At 63.1% G+C, this 20040-nt stretch carries 20 protein-coding genes and 1 riboswitch; of the genes, 13 read left to right on the top strand and 7 right to left on the bottom strand.

Annotation, left to right across the window (positions count from 1 at the left end):
• Positions 1–209 precede the first annotated feature (209 nt).
• From metK to U0029_RS16305, 10 genes are all read left to right on the top strand, one after another.
• Positions 210–1373, top strand: a complete 1164-nt coding sequence (gene metK / locus U0029_RS16350; RefSeq protein ID WP_114851591.1) for a methionine adenosyltransferase — start codon at positions 210–212, stop codon at positions 1371–1373.
• Positions 1374–1570: 197 nt separating this feature from the next.
• A complete protein-coding gene (locus tag U0029_RS16345) occupies positions 1571–1795 on the top strand; it encodes a DUF1289 domain-containing protein (protein WP_012415863.1) in 225 nt (74 codons plus the stop codon).
• 76 nt (positions 1796–1871) lie between these two features.
• On the top strand, positions 1872–2909 hold the full coding sequence (locus U0029_RS16340; protein WP_012415864.1) for a glycosyltransferase family 4 protein: 1038 nt from the start codon (positions 1872–1874) through the stop codon (positions 2907–2909).
• Between the two features lie 50 nt (positions 2910–2959).
• Positions 2960–3062, top strand: a riboswitch (S-adenosyl-L-homocysteine riboswitch).
• A gap of 94 nt (positions 3063–3156) precedes the next feature.
• A complete protein-coding gene (gene ahcY / locus U0029_RS16335) occupies positions 3157–4578 on the top strand; it encodes an adenosylhomocysteinase (protein ID WP_039051844.1) in 1422 nt (473 codons plus the stop codon).
• A gap of 60 nt (positions 4579–4638) precedes the next feature.
• Positions 4639–4974, top strand: coding sequence for a phage holin family protein (locus U0029_RS16330; protein ID WP_012415866.1), 336 nt, complete (start codon positions 4639–4641; stop codon positions 4972–4974).
• Positions 4974–5816, top strand: coding sequence for a methylenetetrahydrofolate reductase [NAD(P)H] (gene metF / locus U0029_RS16325; RefSeq protein WP_012415867.1), 843 nt, complete (start codon positions 4974–4976; stop codon positions 5814–5816). The genes U0029_RS16330 and metF overlap by 1 nt, the downstream gene beginning before the upstream one ends.
• A 171-nt stretch (positions 5817–5987) precedes the next feature.
• Positions 5988–6272: a hypothetical protein gene (locus U0029_RS16320; protein WP_039051822.1), complete on the top strand. Its 285-nt coding sequence runs from the start codon at positions 5988–5990 to the stop codon at positions 6270–6272.
• Positions 6257–7066 (top strand): DUF692 domain-containing protein, encoded by an 810-nt coding sequence (locus U0029_RS16315; protein ID WP_236824187.1) that lies wholly within the window; start codon positions 6257–6259, stop codon positions 7064–7066. The genes U0029_RS16320 and U0029_RS16315 overlap by 16 nt, the downstream gene beginning before the upstream one ends.
• An 8-nt stretch (positions 7067–7074) precedes the next feature.
• Entirely contained in the window at positions 7075–7302 is a 228-nt protein-coding gene (locus U0029_RS16310) for an HvfC/BufC family peptide modification chaperone (RefSeq protein WP_231838554.1), read from the top strand.
• Entirely contained in the window at positions 7265–7738 is a 474-nt protein-coding gene (locus tag U0029_RS16305; protein ID WP_039051824.1) for a DoxX family protein, read from the top strand. Before U0029_RS16310 ends, U0029_RS16305 begins: the two co-directional genes overlap by 38 nt.
• Here U0029_RS16305 and U0029_RS16300 read toward each other — a convergent pair.
• Entirely contained in the window at positions 7735–8400 is a 666-nt protein-coding gene (locus tag U0029_RS16300) for a 5-formyltetrahydrofolate cyclo-ligase (protein ID WP_114851592.1), read from the bottom strand. The two genes, U0029_RS16305 and U0029_RS16300, sit on opposite strands and share 4 nt — an antisense overlap.
• Positions 8401–8444: 44 nt before the next feature.
• On the opposite strand from U0029_RS16300, the gene U0029_RS16295 reads away from it, so the two are divergent.
• Both U0029_RS16295 and U0029_RS16290 read left to right on the top strand, forming a co-directional pair.
• Positions 8445–10526, top strand: coding sequence for a lytic transglycosylase domain-containing protein (locus U0029_RS16295; protein ID WP_012415872.1), 2082 nt, complete (start codon positions 8445–8447; stop codon positions 10524–10526).
• Positions 10523–11590: a tRNA CCA-pyrophosphorylase gene (locus U0029_RS16290; protein ID WP_012415873.1), complete on the top strand. Its 1068-nt coding sequence runs from the start codon at positions 10523–10525 to the stop codon at positions 11588–11590. Before U0029_RS16295 ends, U0029_RS16290 begins: the two co-directional genes overlap by 4 nt.
• On the opposite strand, the gene U0029_RS16285 is transcribed toward U0029_RS16290, so the two are convergent.
• The 5 genes from U0029_RS16285 to U0029_RS16265 all read right to left on the bottom strand — a co-directional run bounded on the left by U0029_RS16285 (position 11587) and on the right by U0029_RS16265 (position 17125).
• Positions 11587–12765 carry a class I SAM-dependent methyltransferase gene (locus U0029_RS16285; protein ID WP_114851593.1) on the bottom strand — a complete coding sequence of 393 codons (1179 nt, stop codon included), beginning with the start codon at positions 12763–12765 and terminating at the stop codon, positions 11587–11589. The two genes, U0029_RS16290 and U0029_RS16285, sit on opposite strands and share 4 nt — an antisense overlap.
• 75 nt (positions 12766–12840) lie before the next feature.
• A complete protein-coding gene (locus tag U0029_RS16280; RefSeq protein ID WP_162790321.1) occupies positions 12841–14460 on the bottom strand; it encodes a DEAD/DEAH box helicase in 1620 nt (539 codons plus the stop codon).
• A gap of 260 nt (positions 14461–14720) precedes the next feature.
• A complete protein-coding gene (locus U0029_RS16275) occupies positions 14721–15479 on the bottom strand; it encodes a uracil-DNA glycosylase (RefSeq protein ID WP_012415876.1) in 759 nt (252 codons plus the stop codon).
• 42 nt (positions 15480–15521) lie between these two features.
• Positions 15522–16295 carry a 5'-methylthioadenosine/adenosylhomocysteine nucleosidase gene (locus U0029_RS16270; protein WP_114851595.1) on the bottom strand — a complete coding sequence of 258 codons (774 nt, stop codon included), beginning with the start codon at positions 16293–16295 and terminating at the stop codon, positions 15522–15524.
• Positions 16253–17125 (bottom strand): LysR family transcriptional regulator, encoded by an 873-nt coding sequence (locus U0029_RS16265; RefSeq protein ID WP_039051827.1) that lies wholly within the window; start codon positions 17123–17125, stop codon positions 16253–16255. The genes U0029_RS16270 and U0029_RS16265 overlap by 43 nt, the downstream gene beginning before the upstream one ends.
• An 87-nt stretch (positions 17126–17212) precedes the next feature.
• Here U0029_RS16265 and U0029_RS16260 point away from each other — a divergent pair, with 87 nt between their 5' ends.
• The gene (locus U0029_RS16260) at positions 17213–18688 is read left to right on the top strand and encodes an MFS transporter (RefSeq protein WP_012415879.1); all 1476 of its coding nucleotides are present in this window, start codon (positions 17213–17215) and stop codon (positions 18686–18688) included.
• Positions 18689–18864: 176 nt separating this feature from the next.
• On the opposite strand, the gene nhaA is transcribed toward U0029_RS16260, so the two are convergent.
• The gene (gene nhaA, locus U0029_RS16255) at positions 18865–20037 is read right to left on the bottom strand and encodes a Na+/H+ antiporter NhaA (RefSeq protein WP_114851597.1); all 1173 of its coding nucleotides are present in this window, start codon (positions 20035–20037) and stop codon (positions 18865–18867) included.
• Positions 20038–20040: the final 3 nt, after the last annotated feature.

Here is a 20040-nt window from a genome sequence, read left to right as displayed (position 1 = left end):
GAATGGGTTCTCCGACAAGTGCTGCATTTTCGCCTAAAATCAGAGAGGTCGCCGAGTTAACCGACAACTTGCGGAGCGACGATGCGGCGTCAGCCGTTTCAAATCCGCTAAAGCGTCGCGCCCAGATGTCCTCTATATTCAGGGAGATCCGGGGCGCAGCGCGCCTCGTTCAACCTGATAGGCGGTCTTATCGCCGCAAGGACGCATCCGTGGCTAACAACGATTTTCTTTTTACTTCCGAATCGGTCTCTGAGGGTCACCCCGACAAGGTCGCTGACCAGATCTCCGATGCCATCCTAGACGCCATCTTCACGCAAGATCCCAATGCGCGTGTGGCCGCCGAGACGTTGTGCAATACCGGTCTGGTCGTGCTGGCCGGTGAAATCACCACCAGCGCCAACGTCGATTACATCCAGGTCGCGCGCGACACCATCCGCCGCATCGGCTACGACAACACCGAATACGGTATCGACTACAAGGGTTGCGCAGTGCTCGTCGCCTACGACAAGCAGTCGCCCGATATCGCTCAAGGCGTGGACCGCAGCTCCGAGGACTACCTCAATCAGGGTGCGGGCGATCAAGGCCTGATGTTCGGCTATGCCTGCGACGAAACGTCCGACCTCATGCCGGCTCCGATCTGGTATGCGCATCGCCTGGTGCAGCGCCAGAGCGAGTTGCGCAAGGACGGCCGCCTGCCCTGGCTGCGTCCCGACGCCAAGTCGCAAGTCACCTTCCGTTATGTCGATGGCCGTCCGGTCGAGGTGGACACCGTCGTGCTGTCCACCCAGCATGCCCCGGAAATCTCGCAATCCGCGATCCGTGAAGCCGTCATCGAAGACATCATCAAGCCTTGCTTCCCTGAAGGCCTGATCACGCCGCAAACCAAGTTTCTGGTCAACCCGACCGGCCGCTTCGTCATCGGCGGTCCGCAAGGCGATTGCGGTCTGACCGGCCGTAAGATCATCGTGGATACCTACGGCGGTGCTTGCCCGCACGGCGGCGGCGCTTTCTCGGGTAAAGATCCTTCCAAGGTGGACCGCTCGGCGGCTTATGCTGCGCGTTATGTGGCCAAGAACATCGTGGCTGCCGGTCTTGCTCGTCAGTGCCAGGTGCAGGTGAGCTACGCCATCGGGGTGGCCGAGCCCATCAATATCACGGTTTATACCGAAGATACCGGCGTTATCCCCGACGACCAGCTTGCCAAGCTGGTGCGCGAGCACTTCGATCTGCGCCCCAAAGGCATTGTCAACATGCTGGATCTGCTGCGCCCGATCTACACCAAGACGGCTGCCTATGGCCACTTTGGCCGCTCGGAACCGGAATTCTCGTGGGAAGCGACCGACAAGGTGCAGGCCCTCAAGAAAGCGGTCTGATCGCGAACGGTCAGCGTCCGAACCCTTCCCTGCGCTAAGGCATGGAAGGGTTTTGTCGGGCCGCTTCGGCGGCGCTCTCAGCGGCGATAGACACAGCCGGCCGGGTGCTCGAGCAGGCCCTGGCTGCTGTCAAGGAATAGCCCGGCCCGGATAGGGCTATGCAAAAAGGGACATACGCCGGGTGCTAAGCTTGCGCCATGAGTACCCGAGACCCTTCCGCCGAGCCCGCCGCGCCGGGCGCTTTTACCGCCTCTGATTCTCCCTGCGTGGCAGTGTGTTCTACCCTGTTTGATGATATCTGCCGGGGTTGCGGGCGCACGGCGATAGAAGTCGCCAACTGGGTCTTCATGAACGAAGAAGAAAAACGCGAAGTCTGGGTGCGCATTCGCGCTCAAGGCTATCCCCGGCGCAACAATCCCTGAGCCGGCCAGGCCTGTCTTCGCCCTGTCATACAGAGCGGGCTTAATCGAAGACACATTGTCTCGACGGGGCCCAACCATGCGTATCGCTCTTGTGACGGATGCCTGGCATCCGCAAGTCAATGGCGTGGTCCGAACCTGGACCGCCATGTGCCGCTTGTTGACCCAATGGGGTCATGAGGTCAGAGTCATCAGCCCTGAGGGCAGCCGTACAGTGCCTGCGCCTTCAGAGCCGGCGTTGCGGCTCTGCTTCACCCCGCGCCGTCACCTGCGTCAGCTGATGGGAGATTGGGTGCCGGACGCACTACATATCGCCACCGAAGGACCGCTGGGATGGGCGGCGCGCAGTATGGCGCTTAGGCGAGGCTGGCAGTTCACGACCTCGTTTCACACCCTGTTTCCGGATTATCTGCGCGCCCGCATGGGCATTCCCGCCGGGCTGCCCTGGCGCTATATGCGCTGGTTTCATCAGCCTGCTCAGCGTGTGCTGGTGCCCACACCCACCGTGGCGTCCATTTTGGCGCGGCGCGGGCTGGTCAATCTGAAGGTTTGGTCGCGCGGTGTGGATGCCTCCTTGTTTCAGCCGCTTTCCACCGAGATGCTGGCCCATTTACCCAGACCGATCTGGCTGTCGGTCGGTCGGGTAGCGCGAGAGAAGAATCTGGATGCCTTCCTGGCCCTGGATCTGCCAGGCAGCAAGGTGGTGGCCGGCGCCGGACCGGATTTGCCGCGTTTGCGGCACGCGTTTCCAGAGGCGTATTTTCTCGGCGCTCAAGACGACGGGAAATTGCCAGCGCTCTACAGCGCCGCCGACGCCTTTGTTTTCCCCAGTCTGACCGATACCTTCGGCCTGGTAATGTTGGAGGCGATGGCCTGCGGCACGCCGGTGGCGGCCTTTCGCAGCGAGGCGCCCATGGCTGTCGTGCGCGCGGGAGAGACGGGGGCGTTGGATGATGATCTGGGCCGCGCCTGCCTGGCGGCGCGCCAGCTCGATCGGCGCGCGGTACGGGATTGGGCGCTGACACGCAGTTGGGATGCTGTCGCGCAGGATTTGTTGGCGGCGCTGGTGCCTATCGGCGGCATGGCGCCGGCCCGCAGCCAGGCATTGAGCGTTTGAGCCCGAGCGGGGGTTTCCCGTGGCTTGTCCGACCCGCTACAATGCTCGCCATCCCTGAGGAGCGCTGCGACGAACGCCGGATACGGCACGCCAGGCTCAGGAATCCTTGTCCGGGCGCCGCATGCGGCGCCTTTGCAACGGCGCTCACCTTAGCCGCTGGGCCGGCGAGGGCGAGCGCCATGTTTCATGGTTTTTCGCGTCGGCTGGCCAAGTGTGCGCCCGTCATTCTTACGTGGAGATCTACACCGTGAACGCAGTGTCCGACAACGCTTTTTCTGATTACATCGTCGCCGACATGAGCCTGGCCGGCTGGGGCCGCCGCGAACTGGCTATCGCCGAAACCGAAATGCCCGGCCTGATGGCCATTCGTGACGAATACGCTGCGGCGCAACCGCTCAAGGGCGCCCGCATCGCGGGCAGCCTGCACATGACCATCCAGACAGGCGTGCTGATCGAAACGCTGGTGGCGCTGGGCGCTGAAGTGCGCTGGGCTTCGTGCAATATCTTTTCCACCCAGGACCACGCTGCTGCGGCCATTGCTGCGACCGGCACGCCCGTGTTCGCCGTCAAGGGCGAAACCCTGGAAGAATACTGGCAGTACACCCACAAGATCTTCGAGTGGCCGCAAGACCGTCATGCCAACATGATTCTCGATGACGGCGGTGACGCCACCCTGCTGCTGCATCTGGGCACCAAGGCCGAAAGCGACCCCTCTGTGCTTGCCAATCCGGGCAGCGAAGAAGAACGCGTGCTGTTTGCCGCCATCAAGGAAACGCTGGCGCGTGACCCCAAGTGGTATTCGACCCGTCTGTCCCAGATCAAGGGCGTGACCGAAGAAACCACCACGGGCGTGCATCGCCTGTATCAGATGTCGCAAAAGGGCGAGCTGGCCTTTGCCGCCATCAATGTCAACGACTCGGTGACCAAGTCCAAGTTCGACAACCTCTATGGTTGCCGTGAGTCGCTGGTTGACGGCATCAAGCGCGCCACCGACGTGATGGTGGCCGGCAAGATCGCCGTGGTCGCGGGTTATGGCGACGTGGGCAAGGGTTGCGCCCAGGCGCTGTCGGCTCTGCGCGCTCAGGTCTGGGTTACCGAAATCGACCCGATTTGCGCGTTGCAGGCCTCGATGGAAGGCTACAAGGTTGTCACGATGGAAGAGGCCGCCGCTCATGCCGATATCTTCGTGACGGCTACCGGCAACTACCATGTGATCACCCGTGAGCACATGAACGCCATGAAGGATCAGGCCATCGTCTGCAACATCGGTCACTTCGACAACGAAATCGATGTTGCCTCGCTCGAGAAGGATTGCCAGTGGGAAGAAATCAAGCCCCAGGTCGATCACGTCATCTTCCCTGATGGCAAGCGCATCATTCTGCTGGCCAAGGGCCGTTTGGTGAACCTGGGTTGCGCCACGGGCCACCCCTCGTTCGTGATGTCGTCGTCCTTCGCCAACCAAACGATTGCTCAGATCGAGTTGTTCACGCGTAATGGCGACTACACCCGTGGTCAGGTCTATGTGCTGCCCAAGCACCTGGACGAGAAGGTCGCCCGTCTTCATCTGAAGAAGCTCGGCGTCAAGCTCACGACCCTGTCGGCGGCGCAAGCCCAGTATATCGGCGTGCCGGTCGAAGGCCCCTTCAAGCCGGGCCACTACCGCTACTAAGCCAGTAGAGGTAGCATGAGGTGGCTCCTGCGGGAGCCCCCTTTTTCACAGGAGATCAATATGGCACTGATTCTGGTCTGGATCTTGAACGCCGTAGCGCTGCTGGCAGTGGCCTATATCTTGCCTGGCATCACGGTCGCCAGCTTTGGTTCGGCATTGGCTGCCGCGCTGATACTGGGTTTGCTCAATATGCTGGTCAAGCCGGTCCTCGTGCTTTTGACGCTGCCCATCACCATCGTCACGCTCGGTCTCTTTCTTATCATCTTGAACGGGCTGTTGTTCTGGCTGGCAGGTTCCATTCTGCGTGGCTTTCAGGTCAATGGCTTCTGGTGGGCGGTAGCGGGTGCTATTTTCTACAGCATCATCTCCGGCCTGCTTTCCAAACTTATACCGTGATGACCGACTCAACCTCTCCTGCAATCAGCCTGGAGTTTTTCCCGCCGCGTGATATCGCGGCCCAGGAACGCCTGGTGCGCGCGGCCAAGCAGATGCTGGCTGTCCAGCCGAGCTATGTGAGCGTGACTTTCGGTGCGGGCGGCTCCACGCGTGCCGGCACCGAAGAGACGGTGCGCACCCTGACCAATCTTGGCTGTGATGCCGCACCGCATCTATCCTGCATCGGGTCTTCGCGCGAGCAATTGCGCAGCATCCTCGACCATTATCGCGAGGCGGGTGTGAGGCGCGTCGTTGCCCTGCGCGGCGATCTGCCTTCCGGCATGGGCGGTGACGCGGGCGAGCTGCGTCATGCCGTGGATCTGGTGCGTTTCATCCGCGAGGAAACCGGCGATTGGTTCCATATCGAAGTGGCGGCCTACCCCGAGATGCACCCCCAGGCCACCAGCCCGACGGCGGATCTCGGGCACTTCGTGTCCAAAGTGCAGGCCGGCGCCAATGCCGCAATCACACAGTATTTCTTTAATGCCGATGCCTATTTCGACTTCGTCGACCGGGCGCAGGCGCGTGGCGTGACCATCCCTATCGTGCCGGGCATCATGCCTATCACCAACTACAGCCAGCTCTCGCGTTTTTCGGAGATGTGCGGCGCAGAATTGCCACGCTGGATACGGTTGCGCCTGGCCGAGTTCGGTGACGACAAGGCATCCATCCGCGCTTTCGGTGTCGATGTCGTGACCAAGCTGTGCCAGACCCTGCTCGACCATGGCGTGCCGGGCTTGCATTTCTATACGCTGAACCAGTCGGAAGCGACGCTGAGTATCTGGAAAAACCTCCAGCGTTGAGTCTTTGCGGCGGCAACCATCGTGGCGGTTTCACGGGGGTTGGCCGCCCGATCGGCGAGTGTCTGAAATCCGGAGAGCCGGCAAGAAAATGCCGGGGGCAATGAGAGCATAGGGCTCCTACCCACCTGTCAGAGCCATCGCGGCTCTGCTGTCTTGTCCAGGAGTTCTCCTATGTCTGATGCTTCCCCCATATCTCTGAAAATGGCAACGATGTTGGCCACGACATTGCTTGCCTCAACGGCGGCGGTCGGGCAGACCGCCGACCAAGGTTGTGGCGCCGGCACATGCGGGAAGAAGTCTTCCGCTCAGCCCAAAGAGGGGGATGACCCCAAAAAGAAGCGCGAGGAGAAGCGCGAGGCAGAGCAGAAAAAAGGCGACGCGGCCGCTTCGTCTACCGCTGCTGGTCAAACTGAGGCCGGTTGCAGTAAGAAGGAAGCCGGGTGCGCCAAGCGATAAGCGGCCTGGGCCTGGGCTATCGCCGTGAGATGGCGGCCTGGGACATGTCCAAGATCAACGCTGGCTTTTTCGAGGTTGCCCCTGAAAACTGGCTGCGCCGCGATCGTACGCCTTTGCATCGCTTGCGCGCCCTGGGGCGTAGCATCGCCCTGCATGGCGTCTCTCTCAACCTCGGGGGTGAGGCGCCGCTTGATGCGGCGTTTCTGCGTTCGGTGGGGGCGCTCATGCGCGAATTGGGCTCGCACTGCTACTCCGATCATCTCGCCGCTAGCGGTGATGCGCACCAGCTCTACGATCTTTTTCCGATTCCGTTTACGTCTGCGCAGGTGCTGCGCGTGGCCGGCCGTATCTGCCGCGCACAAGACATCCTCGGGCAGCGCATAAGTATCGAAAACAGCACTTGGTATACCAATATCGGAGACATGCGCGAGGCCGATTTCCTGGCCGAGATCGCCGAGCGTGCCGACTGCGGCGTTTTGCTCGATCTCAATAATATCGACGTCAATCACAAAAATCATGGCGGCGACGATATCCCCGGCTATCTCGCGCGTCTTGACCTTGCCCGCGTCTGCTATCTGCACGTGGCGGGCCATGAGTTTGACCCCCGCTTCGGGCTGTATATCGATACCCACAGCCGGCCGGTGGCGGGCGTTACGGCGCGATGGGCGCGGCATCTTCAAGCAGAGCATGGGCTGGCTGTGCTGCTCGAGTGGGACAACGATATTCCCAGCCCCGAGCTCATCAACCGGGAGCTTTCTTGTCTTCAGACTTTTATGACTACGTCAGAGGCGTGAGCGAGCGTATGCCGGCCGGATACAGCGCGGCAGGCATGCGGGTGTATCGCCATCTGGTCTATCTGGGGGCCAGCCAGATGATCGAGGCGGGCTTTCCGCAGTTGCGTGAGGGCATGGGCGAGCAGGCCTGGCGCGTTCTGATCGAAGGTTTTGTGCGGCAGTCCGCCTGGACCTCGCCTTTTTACGGAGATCTGCAAAATGAGTTTCGCCTTTTTCTCGCGCGTGAGAGCGCATGAGCCTGCGTTGGCCCTGCTCTTGTTGCGGCTGTGGGCTGGTTGGGAGTTTGCGCGCGCGGGCTGGATCAAGCTGAGCGGAGGCTGGCAGGCGCCGCAATGGTTCAGCGGTCTGGACATGCCGGTGCCGCAGGCCTGGTTGCCGGCGGACTTGAACTGGATCGCGGCCGGCGGGCTGGAGCTGTTCTGCGGGCTGGCTTTGCTGCTTGGCGTATTTACCCGATGGGCAAGCGCCATCTTGATCTATGTGACCATCGTGGCGGTGTATGCCGTGCACTTTGATCTGGGCTGGGCAGGCTGGAACCAGATCGACACCGCAGATGGCCTGGGTTTCAAAGTGCCGCTGATGTTGGGGCTGATGCTGTTTGTGTTGTTTGCCTGCGGTCCGGGCGATTACGCCCTGGACCGCGTGGCAAACCGTGCAGGCAAGCGTGCCTAGCTCAGCGTGTGCGAGAACACGCTGCCGCGGCCTGCCGTCGTGCCGCCGGTTTCTAGTGGCGCTGTGGGTGTCCAGCCCGAAGGCGTGAGGATGGCGGCCAGCCGCATATCGTGTGCTGCGGCCTTGTAGTCCTCTGGCAGCAGGCCTTCGTCCCAGGCTACTCCAATGGCCGTGTGCGGATGCCCGGCAGCCGTCAAGGCCGCCAGAGTACGGTCGTAATAGCCGCCGCCGTAACCCAGCCGGTCGGCTTGGGCGGTGTATCCCAGCGTGGGTACCAGCAGCACGTCGGGCGTGATGCGCTCGCTGTCTTGCGGTTTTGGAATGCCATAGGCGCCCGTCTGCATGGGGGTTTCGGGCGTCCAGCGGTGAAATTCCAAGGGTGCGCCGCGTTCGCGCACATGGGGCAGGCATACGATGATGTCTGCTTCTGCCCATTGCCGCAGCAGCGGCAGCAGATCGGGTTCGCCTTCCAGGGGCCAGAAGCCCGCCACGCTGCGCAGCGGCTGGCCGCGTTCGCGAGCCATATTGAGCCAGGTGAACAGCCGGCCGCGCATCAGCAGGGCGCCGCGGCTGCGCTGGTTTTCGGGTAATTCGGCGCGTTCGAGGCGCAATCGCGCTCGCAACGCGACTGCGGTATTCTGTCCGGTATATGGGGTCTGCATACAGGTGGGCCTAGCTAAGCGGTTTATGCGTGAGGGGACGGGCGATGAAGCCGACAGTATTCGCGGGGCGTCAATCCCAACGGTATCAGAATTCTTTGGCAGCGGGGTTGCGGCGGCTATTGCCGCTGTTGGCAATGTGGGTGGCGGCCTGTGCGCCGGTCGATGCGCAGCAGCGCGCCGCCGAGGCGCTGCCAAGCGCGCCGGCGGCGCCAGTGCAGCGCGCGCTGCAAACCGGATTGCCTGCCTCGCCGGACTCGGTGGCGCGGCAGGCGGTGGTCTCGGCACGGGATGCCATGAATGCCAAGCAATGGTCGGTGTTGGGCGCCTTGGCGCCCCAGGCCCAGACGGATATGTTGGGGATTTATCCCCAATACTGGCTGTTGCGTTATCAGTTGTCTGCGCCGCCTAACGGGGTGCGGCCCGATGCCGAACTGAAGCAGTTCCTGGCTGCCAATGCGGGCAGCTATCTTGAGGACCGCTTGCGCGCCGACTGGATACTGGCTGCCGCACGCAGCGGCGACTTTGAAACCGTGCGCAGGCTGGCGCCGGTCAAGGCAGCGAATGCCCAGGTGAACTGTGCGGTGCTGAATGCACGCCATATGACGGGCAAGCGCGCCACGGCCCAGGAGGCCTTGAGCGTATTTGCGGCGGGCGGCGCGTGCTGGTCGTTGTACGACCAACTCGTGGCGGATCACACCCTGGGCTGGGACGAGCTTTTGCCGCAGTTGCGCGACGCGATCGAGGCGAATCGGACGGCCGATGCGCGCCGTCTGGTGCAGTACATCTTCGAGCCCAGGGATTTGAAAACCTATGACCTGATGATGCGCGATCCCATGAAATGGTTGGTGCGCCAGGACAAGTCGCCGGTGGGACGTAATGAAAAAGAACTGGTGACGCTGGCCCTGGCCCGGCTGGCCCGCGCGGATGTGAATGTCGCCAACTCCTATCTGGAGCGTGAATGGGCCCAGCACTTGCCGCCTTCGCATCTGGCCTGGGTGCGCGGGCAGTATGCCTTGGCGGCCGCCTTGGCTTTGAACCCGCAGGCCAATGACTGGTATCGCGCGGCAGGCCATATTCGTATGACGGATTACAACCATTCCTGGAAAGTGCGCGCCGCACTGCGCCAGCAGAAGGTGGATTGGAAATGGGTCGTAGCCTCCATCGATGAAATGCCGCCCGCGCAACGCGCCGAGGAGGTCTGGGTGTATTGGAAGGCCCGGGGTCAGGCGGCGCAGGGCCAGACCGCCGAGGCGCAGCGTGCTTACGCCAGCATTGCCGATCAGTTTAATTTTTACGGCCAGTTGGCGACCGAAGAGCTAGGGCGCCGGATCAGCTTGCCGGCGCAGGCGCCGGCGGTCACGCAGGCCGAAATGATCGAGGCGCGTGCCAATCCGGGTTTGGTGCGTGCAGTGCATCTCTTCCGTTTGGGTTGGCGTGCCGAGGCGGTGCCCGAATGGAATTTCGCGCTGCGCGGCATGAGCGATCGCCAATTGCTGGCGGCTGCCGAGCTGGCCCGCGCAGAGGGCATTTATGACCGCGTGGTTCATACGTCGGAGCGCACCGCGCGCGAGTTTGATTTCACGCAGCGCTTTATCGCGCCGTTCGAAGGCCGCGTGTCCGCCAGGGCCCGTGCGCTGGAGGTGGATCCTGCCTGGGTCTATGGTCTGATCCGCCAGGAGTCGCGTTTCATCATGGATGCCCGCTCTCATGTGGGTGCGTCGGGGCTGATGCAATTGATGCCTGCTACCGCGAAGTGGGTGGCGGGCAAAATAGGCATGACGGATTTCACGCCCGCCCGCGTGAACGATTTCGAGGTCAATACCGAGTTGGGCACGCAGTACCTCAATATGGTGCTGCGTGATCTGGATGGCTCGCAGATGCTGGCCAGCGCGGGTTATAACGCCGGGCCGGGCCGGCCGCGCAATTGGCGCTCGACGTTTAATTTCCCGGTCGAAGGTGCGGTGTTCGCCGAAACCATACCGTTTACCGAGACCCGTTTATACGTCAAGCACGTCATGTCCAACGCGGTGTATTACGCCGCGATGTTCTCGGGCCAGCCCCAGTCGCTCAAGGAACGTTTGGGCACCGTCATGCCGTCTGCCGCCGTGGCGGCTAAGTCGCCATGAGCGCCGATGCTGCCGTGGCGGGCCTGAATGCTTATATTGTGGGCGGCGCGGTGCGCGACGCCTTGCTGGGTTTGCCTGCAGGTGACCGCGATTGGGTGGTCGTGGGCGCGACACCCGAAGAGATGGCGCGGCGCGGTTTTATTCCGGTGGGTGGCGATTTTCCGGTGTTTTTGCATCCGCGTACCAAAGAGGAGTACGCGCTGGCGCGCACGGAGCGTAAGTCGGGGCGCGGCTATAAGGGGTTTACCTTTTATACCGGCAGCGACGTGACGCTTGAGCAGGATTTGCGGCGGCGCGACTTTACCGTCAATGCCATTGCGCGGGCTCCTGGCGGCGAACTGATCGATCCGCTGGGCGGCCAGGCGGATTTGCGTGCGCGGTGTTTCCGTCATGTGGGCGAGGCCTTTGCCGAAGATCCGGTGCGCATCTTGCGTCTGGGCCGTTTCGCAGCCCGGTTTACGGATTTCGATATCGCGCCCGAGACCCTGGCATTGTGCCGCCAGATGGTCGAACAGGGCGAGGTAGATGCGCTGGTGCCTGAACGGGTATGGAAAGAATTGTCCCGGGGTCTGATGGAAACCATGCCTTCGCGCATGCTGAGTGTCTGGGCCCGATGCGGGGCATTGGCGCGCGTGATGCCGCAATTGCGTCAATGGGAAACCGTGGCGCCGGATCTTGATGAGGCGGCGAGGCGTGGGCTGGCCTTGCCTGGCCGCTACGCCTTGCTGTCGCGCTTGAGCACGGAACCTCTGGCTTTGCGGGTGCCGGCCGATTGCGCGGATATGGCGCGCTTATTGCCCGAATGGTTGCGGGCGCTGCCTGCGCCCTTGCCGGCGCAACGGCTGGATCTCATCGAGCGTTGTGACGGTTTGCGTAAACCCGAGCGTTTTATGGCGCTGGCCGAAGCGGTGGCGGTGGTGGCCGAGGTCGATGCGCAGGCCTGGCGCCGCGATCTTGATGCGGTGCGAGGCGTGGACGCCGCTGCGGTTGCCCGCCAGTGCGCCGGAGACCCGGCCCGTATCAAGCCCGCCCTGCGCCAGGTACGCCTGGATACGCTGGTTTAAAGGTAGGCGCGCCGGTCGCCCCGTGCGAAACCCTGGGAGAGACAGGGCAGGTCACGGCCGATGGCGATGACTTTGAAGAGTTCGCCCATTTCGGCTTCTGAGAGCAGCTTTTGCACTGGCGCGGTGGCCTGGGCATAGGTTTTGACATCGGATGGGTCGAGCTGGCCAAGCAAATCCAGCAGGCCGGCGTTCATCAGAAAGCGCGCCTGCGAGGTGTAACCCAGCACATCCAGGCCGCCTTCCAGTGCCGCATCGGCGATGGCGGTGAAGTCCACATGTGCCGTGATGTCCTGGATGCCCGGTGCCACGAAAGGATCGGCATGGGCATGATGGCGCAGATGGCACATCAAGCTGCCGCCGGCCCGCTGCGGGTGGTAGTACTCCCGCCGCGGAAAGCCGTAGTCGATCAACAAGGCCGCGCCGCGTTTGAGCCAGCGCCCCATTTCGCGCACCCAGGCCTCGGCTTGCAGATTGATTTCAGACATATAGCCCGGCAAGGCCGGCAGCCTGGCGCGCACGGCCTCGGCCAGCGTGGCGTCTGCGGGACGGTCGCGCCAGACAAAACCTTGATCCCAACTGACGCCGCGCTCTTGCACCTGCCCATTTTCGTCGTAGCGAAATAGACGGACCGGCATCGCGTCCAGCACCTCGTTGGCGAGCACGACGCCCTCGAAGGCCTGCGGCAGATGGTCCAGCCATTGCATCCGGCTGCCCAAGGGGGCGAGGCGGGCTTGCTGCCGAGCGCGCAGATCGGCCGAGACTTCGACGATGGCGTATTCGACGGATAGCCCCAGGCGGCCGAGTTCGGCCATCACGCCTTCGGCCAGCGCGCCGGTGCCGGCACCGAACTCCAGTACGCGGTGGGTTTGCGTGGCCTGCAACCATTGGGCCGCCTGGCGTGCCAGGGTATGGGCAAAGAGTGGGCTGAGTTCGGGGGCCGTGATGAAGTCGCCTGCCGCTAGGCCAGCCTGTCCGGGATCGGATGCCAGTTTGACCGCGCCTGCCGTGTAATAACCCAGGCCGGGCGCATAGAGGGCCTGCGCCATCCATTGTTCAAAGGAGAGCCAGCCACCCGCAGCGGCGATACGGTCGCGCAGGTGTTCGATGAGGGCCGCGCTATGCGCTTGCGCGGTGGCGTCCAATTCGGGCAGGGATGAGGCGAGAGTCGATTGCATGGCGTTATTTTCCCATGCTGGCACGAAAAAAGCCGGGCGATGCCCGGCTTTCGTATGTCAATCAAGCGCGTTCAATCAGCCGCGGCGGTCGCCAGCCGGTTTGCTAAAGCGCTTGCCCGGCGCGGCGCGCTGGGGGCGGTCACCAAAGCTGCGCTGGGGACGGTCGCCGAAGCTGCGTTGAGGACGATCGCCAAAATCGCGTTGGGGACGATCGCCCTGGGGGCGGTCGCCGAAGCTGCGTTGGGGACGATCACCGAAATCGCGCTGGGGGCGGTCGCCGAAGCTGCGCTGGGGACGATCGCCGAAATCACGTTGCGGACGGTCGCCGAAGCTGCGTTGGGGACGATCGCCGAAATCGCGCTGGGGACGGTCGCCGAAGCTGCGCTGGGGGCGGTCACCGAAGTCGCGTTGGGGACGGTCGCCGAAGCTGCGTTGGGGACGATCGCCCTGGGGACGGTCGCCGAAGCTACGTTGGGGGCGATCACCGCCGAAGCGTCGGCCATCGGGACGCTTGCCGCCGTTGCCACGCGGGCCGCCACTGCTGGGACGCGGGCTGCGTTGCGGTTCCAGGCCGGCAATGGTTTCCGGCGTGATGGTCTGACCGATGTAGTGTTCGATGCGGCGAACCTTATGGCGCTCGGAGTGCACGGCCAGCGTGTAAGCCAGACCGTCACGGCCAGCGCGGCCGGTGCGGCCGATACGGTGTACGTAATCTTCGGCTTGCAGGGGCAGGTCAAAGTTGACGGCATGGCTGATGCCCTGCACGTCGATGCCGCGGGCGGCTACGTCGGTGGCGACCAGCACGCGAACCTGGCCGCGTTGCAACTGGGTCAGGGTGCGGGTGCGTTGGCGTTGGTTCATGTCGCCGTGCAGGGCGGCGGCAGAGAAACCCTGTTCGCTCAGACGGTCGGCCAGGTCGTCGGCGCCGCGCTTGGTGGCGGTAAAGACGATGGCTTGGTCCAGGCGCGTATCGCGCAGCAGGTGATCCAGCAGACGCATCTTGTGCGAGGCGTCGTCGGCGTACAGCAGGCTTTGCGTGATGTTGGCGTGTTTGTCGCGGTGGCCGGCGATTTCGATACGCTCGGGTTCGCGCATCATTTTTTCGGCCAGGCGGGCGACGCTGCCGTCCAGGGTGGCCGAGAACAGCAGGGTCTGGCGGCTTTGCGGCAGACGTTCGATGATGGTTTCGATGTCTTCGATGAAGCCCATGTCGAGCATGCGGTCGGCTTCGTCGAGCACCAGCGTGTGCACGGTGTTCAGTTTGACGCGGCCCGCCTTCAGGTGGTCGATCAGGCGGCCAGGCGTGGCGACGAGCACGTCAACGCGGCGCGACAGCGCCTTGAGCTGGGCGCCGTAAGGCACACCGCCCACCACGGTCGTGGTGCGCAGACCCGGCAAATTGGCGCCGTAGGTCGCGGTTGCGTCAGCCACTTGCAAGGCCAGTTCGCGGGTGGGGGTCAGTACCAGGATCTGCACGCCAACGCCTTTGTTGGGCGACTGGCCTGCGACACGGTTCAGGGCGGGCAGCATGAAAGCGGCCGTTTTTCCACTACCGGTTTGCGAGGACACCATCAGATCGGCGCCAGCCATGGCGCGCGGAATGGCGGCAGCTTGCACCGGCGTGGGCTCGGAGAAACCGGTAGCTTCGATTGCGGAGAGAATGGTGGGCGAGAGGCCCAAGTCTGCGAAAGACATAACTTTTCCTTGCCACGCAGGGTGGCGCAGATGCATGGGCAGCGGGCAGCGAAAAACAGCCCCGGAACCAGGCAGCGGTTGATGGAAGCATCGTGCCGACCGAATCAACCGTTGCGCATCAGTGCAGGATGTGCCTGCGGGGCGAAAGGAAAGAGGTCAGGAATCGATGAAGTTCGGCATGGAGCCCTGTCAGGGGGCGTTGACTGCAAGTCGCGTTTAGGCGATAGAAAATGCCGAATCTATTTGGTGCAGTGCAAGGATCATAACCGAAATTCAGCTTGGGCGGGGATTTTTTTAAAAGTTGCCGTCCAGTCAATCAGGGTTTGACCTTGTTTCTCCAGCCATTCATTGGTCAGGCGGAAGTGGCCGCAACCGATAAAAGGGGTGGGCGCACGGGTGGCCGACAAAGGGGATGGATGATTGGCGCTCAAGACAAGGTGGGCGTGGCCTGGCGGGAGCAAGGCGGCTTTGGCCTGGGCGTGCGCGCCCCAAAGAAGAAACACTTTGGGTGTCGGGTCTTGGGCGACTTGCGTGAACAGGGCGTCCGTAACGGTTTCCCAACCGCGTTTGGCATGGGAGGCGGGCTGGCCGTCTTCGACGGTGAGTGCGGTATTCAATAGCAATACGCCCTGTTTGACCCAGGGGGTCAAGTCGTGGCCTGGCTTGCCGTCCAGGGCATAATCGCGCCCGATTTCCTTGAAGATATTGCGCAGGCTGGGCGGGCATTTGCAGTCATCGGGCACGGAGAAGGCCAGGCCCTGGGCCTGGCCCGGGCCGTGATAGGGGTCTTGCCCGAGGATCACCACCCGCACCTCGGACGGCGCCAGCGAAGACAGGGCGCGCAAAGGCGTGGCCGGATAGACCGTGGCGCCCGCGGCTAGCCGGGCTTCGACGTGGTTGATGATGTGGTCCAGCGCCTGCGCGACGCCAGGGGCAGCCAGGGCTTGGGACCAGGCAGAGGGCAGGGCAGCCGCCTGAGCGGCCAGGGTGTTGGGGAGCAAGCGATTGTCGATAGCCATGGTTGTCACAAGGGGGGGTCACAAGGGGTTTGGGCGGCGCCTCTAACGCGCCAGCGGCCAGGTTTGCAGATAGTGGCGCAGGATGCCACTGGAGTAGACGCTGGCGACCTCGCGCAGAAAGCGTAGAAAATCAATGTCGGCATGCGAATCGGCGTGATCGGAAATGGTGCGCAGCACCGCCCAGGGAATGCCGAACTCATGGCATACCTGGGCCACGGCCGCGCCCTCCATTTCGACGCATAAGGCGTCGGGCAGGCGTGCGCGCAAATCATGGCCGGTTTCGGTGTTGCCCACGAACTGGTCGCCGGTCGCGATCAGACCCCGATGCACCTGGCTATCGCGTTCTGCCAGAAAGCGCAGGGCGCAGTGCTCAAGCTGCTGACTCAGTTCCGGGTCTGCCGTCAGCCGCGATACCCCCAGCAGGGGGACTTCGTAGCGCGGGAAAAGCGGCCGCGCATCCATATCGTGTTGCAGGGTTTCGCTGCCGATCACCACGTCGCCCACTTTGACGCCCGCGTGGATGCCGCCGGCCACGCCGGTGAAAATGACACGTGTGATGGCAAAGCGCTGTAACAGCGTGGCGGTGGTCGCGGCGGCGGCGGCCTTGCCGACACGCGTTAGCGCGATCACGCATTCATGGCCGTAAAGCACGCCCTCGTGATAGTCGCGCATGCCGATGCGGTGGACCTTCGCGCCCGGTTCCATGGCGTCGATCAGGTCGCGGATTTCGTCGGCCAGCGCGGCCAGGATGCCTATTGCGATGATGCTCTCCTTCAGTCTGGGTGCAGTAATTCTTCGACCCGTCGTTGCGCCCATACGGCGACCGGCCCCGGCACACTGCCCTGGCGCCATAGCGCCCGCAGGCCTGCCGGGGGCAGACTCAGGTCACGGCAGGGCGCTTGCACCAGATGGCTGCGGTAGCCGTGATACTCGGCGATATTGAGCGGCAGAATCGCCCAGCCCAGGTTGTCGGCCACCATGGCCGCGATATTGTAGAAACTGTCGGCCCGCCAGATGTAGGGGCTCAGAATCATATCCACCCTGTCTTCCATATGCATCACTAACTGCCGGTGGCGGGCCAGATCCTGGGTACTGATATCGGTCTGTGCCGCCAGTGGATGGCGGTGCGAGACATAAATGCCCTGCCGCACGCTGCCTAGATGGCGGTAGACCAGGGTGGCGGGCAGTTCGGCGCGGTCGAAATGGATGCCCATCGCCGCGCGGCCGCTCTCGACATAGGCGGCCACTTCGGCCGCCGTTCCAGAGAGCAGGGTCAGCTCAAGAGCGGGAAAACGCCGCGATAACTCATTGAGCATGGCGTCCATCACCAGATCGGGCAGGGCTTCGTCCACGGCCAACACCAGCCGGGCCTGTTCGCCCGCCGAGAAGGACAAAGCCCGCTGTTGCAGGTGAGCCGCCTGGCGCAGCAGTTGTTGCGCCTCCAGCAGCAGCACCTCGCCGGCCTCGGTCAGCACGGGGCTGCGCTTGCTGCGGTCGAACAGTTCCACACCGAGATCGGCTTCCAGCAGGCCGATCGCGGTGCTGACCGCCGATTGCGCACGTCCCAATTGCCTTGCGGCGGCGGAAAACGAACCGGTTTCCGCCGCCGCAATGAAATGGCGCATTTGCTCCAGCGTCCAGTTCATATCTGAATCCATCTATTTAATAGATGGATTTTAACTTTTAACTGCCAATATGACAGATGAATAATGGCGGCCTAGGAGTTAGTAACCATGTTAAGTCATAACCAATCTCTCGACAGCCGCCGCTGGCTGGTGCTGGGTGTTGTGTCCACCGCTTTGCTTTTGATCGTGGTGGATATGACCGTGCTCTATACCGCATTGCCGCGTTTGACGCATGACCTTGCCGTCTCTGCCTCGGCCAAACTCTGGATCGTCAATATCTACGGCCTGGTGGTTGCGGGGCTGTTGCCCGGCATGGGCACGCTGGGCGACCGCCTGGGCCACAAACGTTTGTTCATGTCGGGCCTGGCCGTTTTTGGTCTAGCCTCGCTCGCGGCCGCCTATGCGCCGGGTGCGGGCGCCTTGATCGCCGCTCGCGTGTTGCTGGCCTTGGGCGCGGCCATGATGATGCCTGCGACGCTGTCGATTATTCGCCTTACGTTTACCGATTCTCGCGAGCGTGCTCTGGCGATTGGCGTTTGGGCGTCGATCGCGTCGGGCGGCGCGGCCGTCGGGCCGGTGCTGGGCGGTTTTCTGCTGGAGCATTTCTGGTGGGGCTCGGTCTTTCTGGTCAATGTACCCATCGTGTTGCTGGCTTTGCCGCTGGCTTGGCGGCTTATTCCGCGCGGCGAACCGTCGGTCGGCAAACCCTGGGACCTGAGGGGGTCGTTGCAGGTGATGGCAGGTTTGGTGTTGTCCGCCTATGCCCTCAAAGAGCTGGGCAAGCCGGCGCCATCCCTGACGGAGGCTGCCTTGGCGGCGGTGGCCGGTCTGGGTCTGCTCTGGGTATTCATGCGTCGCCAACGCCGCCTGCACTATCCGCTCATCGATTTCAGCCTGTTCCGCAATGCCACCTTCTGCGCTGCTGTTGCGGCTGCGGTGTTTGCCGCGGCGGCGCTTTTGGGCATGGAGCTGGTGTTCATACAGCGTTTGCAATTAGTGCTGACGTTTTCGCCGCTTGAGGCCGCCATCTTCATCCTGCCCTTGCCGATTGCCGCCTTTCTTGCCGGGCCGCTGGCCGGTTGGGCGCTGCCGCGAGTCGGGGAGCGCCGGATGCTGGCAGGGGCCTTGCTGATTTCCGGTCTGGGGGCGGGCGGGCTGTTGTGGGGGTATGACGGCGCGCTGGTCTGGCAGATCAGCACATTGGCCGTGATGGGCATAGGCATAGGCGCCACGATGACGGCCGCCTCCAGCACCATCATGCAAAGCGCACCGGCCGATCGTGCCGGTATGGCAGCCTCTATTGAGGAGGTGTCGTATGAGCTGGGTGGTGCGCTGGGCGTCACCTTGATGGGTTCTTTGCTGTCTGCGGTGTATACCCGCTCTTTGCCGACAGACATTCCGCAGGCGGCGCGTGGCAGTCTCGATGATGCGCTGGTGCAGGCGGACCAATTGCCGATGGAGATGGGGCGGCATCTGGCCGCTCTGGCCAAACAAGCCTTTGATAGCGGCTTTATTGCCGTGATGCTGGCTGTCACCGCCCTGTTGCTGGGCACGGCCTTGCTGGTGGCGCTTTACCGCCGTTAGGGCTGGCCGCCTGTTTGCTCGCTGCCGATGTCCCGGCTCCGGGTTCAGGGGGCAATCGTGGCCTGGCGGCGGTGGACGTTGCCACGTGGCTCAGGCTGATCGCTTGGCTCGCAACCGATGTGGGCGCTGCGGCCCCTGTGGTGGCCGCCCGCCTGGATTATGGCGTGGGCCATGCCTTATTGGGCGGGGCGGCTAAAGCGTAATAAGAGATAGCCGGCCACCGCCGAACACAGCGTACCTGCCAGCACGCCGATTTTGGTGGCGTCTATGATTTGCGGCTTGTCGAAGGCCAGCGCGCCGATGAACAGGCTCATGGTGAAACCGATGCCGCACAGCAGCGCGACACCATAGAGCTGCCGGTAGCTGGCTTGATGTGGCAGGCGGGCGATGCCCGCCTTGATCGCCAGCCATGACAGGCCGAAAACGCCCAGTTGCTTGCCCAGAAACAGGCCCAGCGCGATACCCAGCGGCACGGGCGAGGTCAGCGCATCCAGGCCCAGGCCAGCAAAAGAAACGCCGGCATTGGCGAAGCCAAAGACTGGGATGATGAGAAAGGCCACGGGGCGGTGCAAGGCGTGTTCCAGCTTGTGCAGGGGTGAAGCGTGGCGGCGCAGCGGGATGGTCAGGGCCAGCGCGACGCCCGCCAGTGTGGCGTGCACACCGGATTTCAGTACGAAATACCAGAGCAGCGCGCCGAGGATCAGATAGGGGAAAAGCGCGGTGACACCCAGCCGGTTGAGGAGGATCAGGCCGAGCAGCAAGAGCCCGGCCGCAGCCAGCGCAGCCCCATTGAGCTGCGCGGTATAAAACAGCGCAATGATGATGATGGCGCCCAGGTCATCGAGAATGGCCAGGGCGGTCAGGAAAACCTTGAGCGAGGCGGGCGCCCGGCTGCCCAGCAGGGCCAGAATGCCCAGCGCGAAGGCGATATCGGTGGCGGCGGGAATGGCCCAGCCGCGCAGACCCTCGGGGTTGCCGCTGTTGATGGCCAGATAGATCAGGGCCGGCGCAACCATGCCGCCCAGGGCGGCGATGCCCGGCAGCGCGATGCGCGAGAGGCCGCGTAACTGGCCGTCGAGCATTTCACGCTTGATTTCCAGGCCCACCAGCAGGAAGAACACGGCCATCAAGCCGTCATTGATCCAGTGTTGTACGGTTTCGCGCAATGCGATGGGGCCGGCATGAAACCCCACCTTGCTGCCGAGCACGTCAAAATAGACGGGCGCCCAGGGAGAATTCGCGACCCCGAGCGCCAGCAGCGCTGCGAACATCAGGATATAGCCGCCGAGCGCCTCGGAGGCGAAGAAGGCGTGTAGAAAGGATTTGGCTTGGGGAGCGGCAGGGGACACGGG

This window comes from Bordetella avium, from assembly GCF_034424645.1.
Lineage (GTDB): Bacteria > Pseudomonadota > Gammaproteobacteria > Burkholderiales > Burkholderiaceae_B > Bordetella > Bordetella avium.
This window is presented reverse-complemented; position numbering and strand designations above follow the sequence as displayed.

Excerpts from the sequence above, each read along its gene's own strand:
- U0029_RS16345 (WP_012415863.1), top strand. The coding sequence starts at position 1,571 with ATGAGTACCCGAGACCCTTCCGCCGAGCCCGCCGCGCCGGGCGCTTTT.
- U0029_RS16340 (WP_012415864.1), top strand. The coding sequence starts at position 1,872 with ATGCGTATCGCTCTTGTGACGGATGCCTGGCATCCGCAAGTCAATGGC.
- U0029_RS16330 (WP_012415866.1), top strand. The coding sequence starts at position 4,639 with ATGGCACTGATTCTGGTCTGGATCTTGAACGCCGTAGCGCTGCTGGCA.
- metF (WP_012415867.1), top strand. The coding sequence starts at position 4,974 with ATGACCGACTCAACCTCTCCTGCAATCAGCCTGGAGTTTTTCCCGCCG.
- U0029_RS16320 (WP_039051822.1), top strand. The coding sequence starts at position 5,988 with ATGTCTGATGCTTCCCCCATATCTCTGAAAATGGCAACGATGTTGGCC.
- U0029_RS16310 (WP_231838554.1), top strand. The coding sequence starts at position 7,075 with ATGCCGGCCGGATACAGCGCGGCAGGCATGCGGGTGTATCGCCATCTG.
- U0029_RS16305 (WP_039051824.1), top strand. The coding sequence starts at position 7,265 with ATGAGTTTCGCCTTTTTCTCGCGCGTGAGAGCGCATGAGCCTGCGTTG.
- U0029_RS16300 (WP_114851592.1), bottom strand. The coding sequence starts at position 8,400 with ATGCAGACCCCATATACCGGACAGAATACCGCAGTCGCGTTGCGAGCG.
- U0029_RS16295 (WP_012415872.1), top strand. The coding sequence starts at position 8,445 with ATGAAGCCGACAGTATTCGCGGGGCGTCAATCCCAACGGTATCAGAAT.
- U0029_RS16290 (WP_012415873.1), top strand. The coding sequence starts at position 10,523 with ATGAGCGCCGATGCTGCCGTGGCGGGCCTGAATGCTTATATTGTGGGC.
- U0029_RS16285 (WP_114851593.1), bottom strand. The coding sequence starts at position 12,765 with ATGCAATCGACTCTCGCCTCATCCCTGCCCGAATTGGACGCCACCGCG.
- U0029_RS16280 (WP_162790321.1), bottom strand. The coding sequence starts at position 14,460 with ATGTCTTTCGCAGACTTGGGCCTCTCGCCCACCATTCTCTCCGCAATC.
- U0029_RS16275 (WP_012415876.1), bottom strand. The coding sequence starts at position 15,479 with ATGGCTATCGACAATCGCTTGCTCCCCAACACCCTGGCCGCTCAGGCG.
- U0029_RS16270 (WP_114851595.1), bottom strand. The coding sequence starts at position 16,295 with ATGGGCGCAACGACGGGTCGAAGAATTACTGCACCCAGACTGAAGGAG.
- U0029_RS16265 (WP_039051827.1), bottom strand. The coding sequence starts at position 17,125 with ATGAACTGGACGCTGGAGCAAATGCGCCATTTCATTGCGGCGGCGGAA.
- U0029_RS16260 (WP_012415879.1), top strand. The coding sequence starts at position 17,213 with ATGTTAAGTCATAACCAATCTCTCGACAGCCGCCGCTGGCTGGTGCTG.